Source organism: Lentiprolixibacter sp. (assembly GCF_982873095.1).
Window position 1 is genome coordinate 9,246 of the sequence record NZ_CEYNTP010000033.1, and the last position, 7,338, is coordinate 16,583.

Here is a 7,338-nt window from a genome sequence, read left to right on the forward strand (position 1 = left end):
AATGTGCAGCGGCCTTTTCCCGTTTGGTCGGGGGCACGAGCACGTGATTCATCAGGGCTTGCTTATCTCCTCCATAGGTTTTGGTAATGGGGTTGCCATTCCGGGTTAGTCCTTCAAAAACCCCGTTGTCAACCATTTCCCACAAGGGGTATTTCGCTCTGCCGTCAATAGTGAACAAACCAAAATGGTTCTCGGACCCTCTTCTATTCTGGGCATCTTTCCACCTTTCATTAAAGGCTTCAAAATAGAAACAGGAAATACCGGCAGCATTCGTCCATTCGCGCATATGTTTGTGATACAGGGCTTGCTTATATTCATCAGTGGCCTTAGATCCATTTGGGCCATAATAGCCACTGGAAACGCTTGCCCAACCGGTTTCTCCAATATGGATAGGTTTCTCCACACCGAGGCTTTTTACATAATTGGACACGGAGTCATATTTGGATATAGCCATTTCTTTCGCCCGTAACATAGCAGCATCGATCTTTTCAATATCAGATAGTGGTTCTTCATCTTCCGGCACCAGCCAAAATTCAGGAACATAGTGGGAGTAGTGATAAGGATAGGTGTGCATAGAAATGTAATCCACAGCGTTTACCAACCTTTCCAGGTCTTCGGTGTGATACATAGGGTCTCCCCCTCCCCATGATGCAAAATCATCCGAACTGGTAATCCATAATTCCTTGGGCAACTTGCCTGACTTTTTAAGGTCCTGTAGCCGATTTACCCACTTCAGGATAACTTTGGGCTGCACATAGTAGCTCTCGGCCCACTTTACCATGGCTTCATTTCCTACAGCAAGGATTTTTACGATATCCGGGTACTCATTGGCAAGGGCAACAGCCCTGTTAATTTCCCCTTCATTTTGCTCACTTTCAAGGTTGTGGTCAGGGGCCTGATCAGTCCAGGCATTTTTACAATCGATCCAGGCGCCAAGCATCACGTACATTTCAAAGTCCGGGTCTTCTTCCTTCATCTCCCGTATGGCTTTGAGCAGGTTAGACGCTTGTGGCAATTGCACATTATAGGTGCGGAGGATCTTGATCCCCATAGCAGCCAATATCCGCATATCCTCTTTTAATTCGTCCAGTGTAGGCTGGATTTCGCGAGTTGCTTCCCTGTAGCCCCCGTAGGATATGGCCAAATACTCAGGATTACCTAAAATGTCTTTAGCTGTCACTTCTTTGTTCGTTTGGTTTTCTGTTTCTGCTTTCTGCGCACTCTGATCCTTACAGGCATACTGAGTAATTAGCAAGAGGACAAAAATCAGTGTTTTTAATACTCCTTTCATATCGGTGTCCTTTAAAATCGTTTTCGGCTCCAGGCCTGTGGATGTCTTTAAATAACATATTTTACATCTCGTTTGGCGGATATTTTAATCCGTATCCTAAGGGAAACAAAGGTTCTATAGCATTGTCCCAGAAATTCGGGCCGTATTTATGATCATAATCTGCAAGCGACTTCGGCCATGAGTGCGGGAGTTTGCCGTTGAAGTTATGCTCTCCGAAGAGCACTTCGGCTATCCCATCTCCTTCGGACCCTGGTAGCCAGGCGGCAATGAAGGCATCCGCCATCTTTATTTCTGCGCTGGTTACCAAGGGCCGGCCAGATATCAACACTACTACTACACGGACCCCGGCATTCGTATATCTTGCGATATATTCCCGGTGTTTTTCTGTCAGCGTAAGCTGACAATCGCTAACCTCATGCCCCACATCTCCAAAAAATTCTGCATAGGGTTGTTCCCCTACACATATAATCGCCACATCGGCGTCTTCATGAATTTCATCGGCATGGGGGGTATACACAACTTCACCCTCTGACAGCCTTTGTATCCCTTCAAGAATGGTAGTTGCCCCTTCATAGTTTTCGATGGTGCCTTGCCAGTCGATCGTCCATCCTCCGGATTGCAGACCGGAATTATTCGCATGCTCCCCAATAACTACGATTTTGGAACAACTGCTATCTAGTGGCAGCACCTTATTCTCATTTTTAAGCAAGACAAGGGACTCCCTAACTGCCTGTCTCGCTATTTCCCTGTGTGCCGGACACCCAATACTGCTCACGAGACTGGGATCAGGAAATGGATCTTCGAATAGCCCGAGACGCATCTTCTGCCTGAGTATCCGGCTTACTGCATCGTCGATACGTGACATCGGCACGGTGCCAGATTCCACAGCGTCTTTTAAGCCTTCCTGGAAAAGAGCCAAATCACCATCCACTGCCATCACCATATCGATCCCCGCATTAATAATTTCATTTCCACCATACTTGGAATACCCTTTCCAATCCGATACCACAATGCCATCGAAACCCAATGATCCCTTAAGTACTCCGGTAATCATCTCCTTGTGCGCATGCATAGGAATCCCATCCAGAGTATTAAATGAAGTCATTACTGACCCTACGCCATTAGCTATGGCCACTTGATAAGGCGGGAGCAAACGCTCATAAACTTCCTCACGTGTCAGGGACGTTTCCCCACCCTCGACACCATTATCTGCGGCCCCATCACCGATAAAATGCTTGGCAGTGGCCATCACCGAGTAACGTTCCCGATCCCTGCCCTGGTGACCAAGGACAGATGCCTTTGCTAGTTTCTCAGTTAGGGCTGTGCTCTCGGAGAACGCTTCATAGACCCTTCCCCATTTTTCGTTATACGGGATGGCTATACATGGCGCAAACACCCAGTTAAAACCAGTAGCCTGGGCTTCCTTGGTGGTTATAGCCGCTGCTTTTTCTACCAGTTCTGCATTTCCAGAGGCTCCAAATCCAATATTGTGGGGAAAAATTGTAGCTCCGGGATATGAGTTTTGCCCATGTATGGCGTCTACCCCAAATAGCAATGGAATACCCAAGCTGCTGGAGAGCGCTTTCTCCTGCAGGCGCTTGAATTTTTCCTGCCATTCGATAGCAGTAGCTCCAGGCAGGGGCCCTTCGGTATGGATAATGGATCCAATATTCCTGGAAACTATGGCTTCCTCGGGGATCTCAAAATGCCTCACCTGGGTCATTTGCCCGATTTTCTCCGGAAGCGACATCTTCTCCAGAAGCGCTTCAATGCGCTTTTCTATTTGTAAGGTATTTGGAATGTTACTAATCATTTCATTTCACTACTAAAAGGCACTGCCTGAGCTTTTACCGCAGGGCTGATCCTTTAATATGTACCAGGATCTGACTAATCTCGCCGGTCCTTTCAAATACTTTCTTACTGGTTGGGATATCCAATTCAAGTGAGCGGTATTTCGTTATTTCTCCGCTATCCGTCACCACTTCTAATCCTGTTTCCTCGGATAAGCTGTAGACTATGGGTACCTGACAGTACGTAAAACAAATTGAGTCTGCAGGTAATTCCAATTTCTGAGCCTTTTTATTTACATCGAAATATGAAAATGTTTCAGGTTGCTTTAAGAATTCATCCCGTCTCAGCAGGCAGGGATCAAAGATCATTTTGCCTTCATTTACAAAGACGCCCAGTTCCCCGAACCTGCGTAGGATGTCCTCCTTAACCTGGCCGGTCATACCCGGTTGCTGTGCCCCTTTACCCTGAGGGGTATGTGAATAGGGATCCGTTGGGAATGCCCCGTACAATGAGGGTGGTTTGTGTACGCCAATCCCCTCGTTTATTTCATAATAATGTTCCAGGAGGCGGCCTATAATCGTTTCCTCAGCACCTTCCCGGATGGCCTTAATACAAACTTCCATTACGGCAAGTTGCAACTTTGACACCATGTGCCAGTAGATGGATCCCAGTCCCTCGTAGCCAAAAAATGTTCCGGACCTTCCGGTGAAAGCTTTGTGGTTAAAGGCAGCTTCAAACACCTGTAGCACTTTATTTTTTTCTTCGTCTGTAAGGTGCTTTAATCCACTATCTGAAAGATTGTTTAAACCTGCAGCAAGATCGCTGGCGTTTTTAAAGTTACCATTAAAGTGGTGAACTCCATTTATATCTTTTACAATGATTTGATTGTTTCCTGTTTTAATCAATTCGGTTAATAATTCCGATTGGGAAACCGCTTCGGCCGGTATATTATTCCGCTCCGCAAACAGTGGTAAATTTTTGTTCGGATACAGCAAATAGCTGTACTGGTCTTCCCGGAAGAGGGCACTGTTTTTTAGACCATCGAGCAGGGCTAATGCCTCTTCGGATGTCAGGTAGCCAGAACTAAGTGCCGCTACCTGACCTTCCAGCATTTCGCTCAGGTAGGAAATAGAAATGGCATCCTTCCCTTCAACCGTCATAAGATTGTAGGCGTGGTATAGCTGGTCCTCGCGCTTATTCGCTTCAATAGAATGTTCACAATAACGCAGCGCGAGGTCAAGTAAAGTGCGGATTTGCTCTAACGGCATTTGGGTTTTTTCACCCGAAAAGGCATCCTTATAAATTCTTGCCCTAAAATCACTGCCTGCCTGTCCAAGACCATCTAAGATCAACTTTCGGTCTTTGTCACTTACTGCCCCATGGAGCTTGTCTTGATGGTCAGAAAAGGTAGCCTTAACACGTTCAAAAAAATCGGCCACTTCCTGAGATATAGCCACTTCCTCTGTTTCTACATGGACTAGTAGCTCTTTGAAGAAATTAAGGAACCGCCTAAGGTAGTACAAGGTGACCATAGACACCCCATTCCCAACGAGGGCATTGTTGGCATCATTCCATTCGGGGCGCTGGGTATTCATCCATATGCCCCCTTCTGGAATGAAATTGGATAATTTGGAAAGAACGGTGGCCAGGATTTTTTCCATGAAATTCACCCTGTAGATCTCGGAACCCGAGGTGTGAAGCAGCGCTCCATCTGCACCAAGTACCTCGCGCTTCCTTCGGATCTCATGATCCTCCTTTTCATCAAAGTCGATGGTGTCTTTGGGATTTTTGAGCAGTTCACCGTAGTCTTTTATTCTGTAGGGCACGTTAGCATAAACGAAGATGTCCTGCTTAAAATAGCTCTCGAGTTGACCCGGCATATGATTTTCTGCAAATTCCAGGAATTTCAGGAGGTAGATAATCTGGTGGTCCCCCCAATAACCGATATACGACCAGGGATCATCAGGCTCAATCACTTCCCAGTCAAACCCATCTTTGGTTACCCGGTAGGGATTATACCCGTCAAAGGTGCTGGCATTGAGAAATTTATGGATCATACTCTCAATGAATTCCGGATAGGAATGCGCCAGGGCCTCCCAGTTCTGGAAGATGTCCCGCCAATTTCCTTCATAATCCAGGATCTTGGACCCGTCCACTTCGTCCCGTGTATTTATACTAAAGACATTCCAGGGCCTGCTGGGGTCCCCATGCCTTCGGCTAAATTTCAGGGGCATATATTCCAGGCATAAGCGTTTAAAGTCATTATCCTTACTATCGGCTGCTAGCGCTTTGAGCTCAGCAAGAGAAAAGACCTCGGGTAATTTTGCAATGGAATCCACAAATTTTTGATATACCGCGGTGTTGGCCTTTCTCAGGTATTTACGAAAGTCCCATTTTTCGATATTGTAGTTATCGTCAAATATACCCCCCCTCATGATGTTGAAAAGGGTGTTCGAAAAATGGCGCGTATCCCTAAGATGATCACGGGTGAGTTGAAGCCCGTCTGAGGCGGCATTCAATTTAATGAGCCGTTCTGTGCCCAGGTCAATATCTGCATTCACCTGTTCAGCAAGGCCAGCCTCATCCTGTATCGTCCTGGACACTTCCGCTATTGCCGAGTGGTCCTGATTAACATTGGCCACAATCATCCATTCTATCTGTGCTTTCCCTGCCAGGGAAACGTCTTTCTGCAAAAAATACGCCCCTTTCTCTGCCTTGACATCCACCTCTTCCGATACAGACTTGCCCTGTCTGAATGCATCCAGCTGCAAAGATGACAAAAGGTGTATGGGGGTTTCAAGACCCAAGGACCAGGCGATATTCGCCTTTAACGCCTCACTGGGTTCGGCTTTGTCTACAATAATTGCGCTAAGCGCGTAGATACCCAAGCCCGATGCCTTTAGCAGTTCACTTCTCTTATACGCGTCTACCAGGTTACTCTGCCGGTTTTGCAAATCACTGCCTACCCCATAGGGTAAAACATTTTGAATCCCGTCAAGCAGGCGCACTGATTTGGTGTCCGAACCATTATTTATCAAAGATGATTTTCTAACAAACCCATACAAATTGCTTGAGCACCACTCATAACGGTAGCTTAGTCCAAGGTCATGGTTGACCTCTTCGAACATCACCTTATTTCCATAGGTGCTTTTGTAAAGGTTTCGCGTAATATCATAAATACCATAGAGACGTTCTGAAAAGGGTTCCCAAAGCTGGGATGCTCCCTCCCCTTGAACATGGAAGATGGTCTTGCTTCCTGTGATCTCCGTAGATTCCGTAATCTTATCATCCGTGTAATACGGAAATAGGGAATATTGGGCATTTTTCCTTCCTGCGGTAAGTCCTCCGTTACTGGATATGAACATCCAGTGATTGGAATCGCTTACAATACTCATAAAGAAGGGACGTAAGGAATCACTATTCGAGATCATGAAATAATCTTCGTTATTGATCCGGACCTTTTCTAGATGGCTCTTATTTATGTTATCTGTATTTTTCATTTACACACTGCTTAATTGGTGGTTGTTGTATTTTATTCTGGCCTGATCAACAGTTCTTCGACCTGCTCTAATGTTTTCCCTTTGGTTTCAACCACATACCGGTACACAAAGAGTATGGCAATAAACGACAATAAGGCATAAAGGGCAAAGGTCGTTGTTGGGCCTAAATTTGTAAGTTCCCACGGGAAAATCTGGGTCACGGAAAAGCTGACCAGGGAGTTGAAAAAACCCACAACGGAAATGGCTATACCCTTTATTTTACTGGGAAATATTTCCGAGATCAGGGTCCACATCACAGGACCAAGGGAAATGGCGAAAGCCGCTACATAGAGCAGGATAGCTACCAGGACCAGGGTGGCGTTGATGCTAATGAAATTAGTGATCTGATTCCGCTTAAAATCAAGGAATTGACCCTCGTTGAGTTTGTCCTTTACTTCTTCAAACAATTCGGACTGACTATCAAAAGACCGTCCTTCCAGATAGCTCAGGGATTCGCGAATCTCCAGTTGACCCACTTTATCCAGCGAGGTCTTGTCGAAATCATAGGTTGCGTTATTAAAGGCCAGGGTCGCCATAAGTAGGGCGATGGTCATAGCCGACGTGCCGATGAGCAACAGGGGTTTCCGGCCTAGTTTGTCGATCAGCCAGATAGCGACCAGGGTGAAGACCAGGTTGGTCAAACCCACAACTATAGCTTGTAAAAAAGAAGAGTCTGTACTACCCCCTGCCTGTTCAAAAATAGTGGGGGCGTAGTAA

At 46.2% G+C, this 7,338-nt stretch carries 4 protein-coding genes; all 4 read right to left on the reverse strand.

Annotated elements, in window-relative coordinates:
* Window positions 1-1,291 (reverse strand): glycosyl hydrolase family 17 protein (locus tag AC4E7D_RS03745; protein WP_490172470.1); only part of this gene is annotated, 1,291 nt, incomplete at its 3' end.
* Between the two features lie 61 nt (window positions 1,292-1,352).
* The gene (locus AC4E7D_RS03750) at window positions 1,353-3,104 is read right to left on the reverse strand and encodes a glycoside hydrolase family 3 protein (protein WP_490172471.1); all 1,752 of its coding nucleotides are present in this window, start codon (window positions 3,102-3,104) and stop codon (window positions 1,353-1,355) included.
* A 34-nt stretch (window positions 3,105-3,138) separates the two neighbouring features.
* Window positions 3,139-6,582 carry a hypothetical protein gene (locus tag AC4E7D_RS03755; RefSeq protein ID WP_490172472.1) on the reverse strand — a complete coding sequence of 1,148 codons (3,444 nt, stop codon included), beginning with the start codon at window positions 6,580-6,582 and terminating at the stop codon, window positions 3,139-3,141.
* Window positions 6,583-6,614: 32 nt separating this feature from the next.
* Window positions 6,615-7,338: MFS transporter (locus AC4E7D_RS03760; RefSeq protein ID WP_490172473.1), on the reverse strand; the 724-nt coding region annotated here is incomplete at its 5' end.

What these genes read in the sequence shown, in the direction of transcription:
- AC4E7D_RS03750 (WP_490172471.1), bottom strand. Translation starts at nt 3,104, where the DNA reads ATGATTAGTAACATTCCAAATACCTTACAAATAGAAAAGCGCATTGAA.
- AC4E7D_RS03755 (WP_490172472.1), bottom strand. Translation starts at nt 6,582, where the DNA reads ATGAAAAATACAGATAACATAAATAAGAGCCATCTAGAAAAGGTCCGG.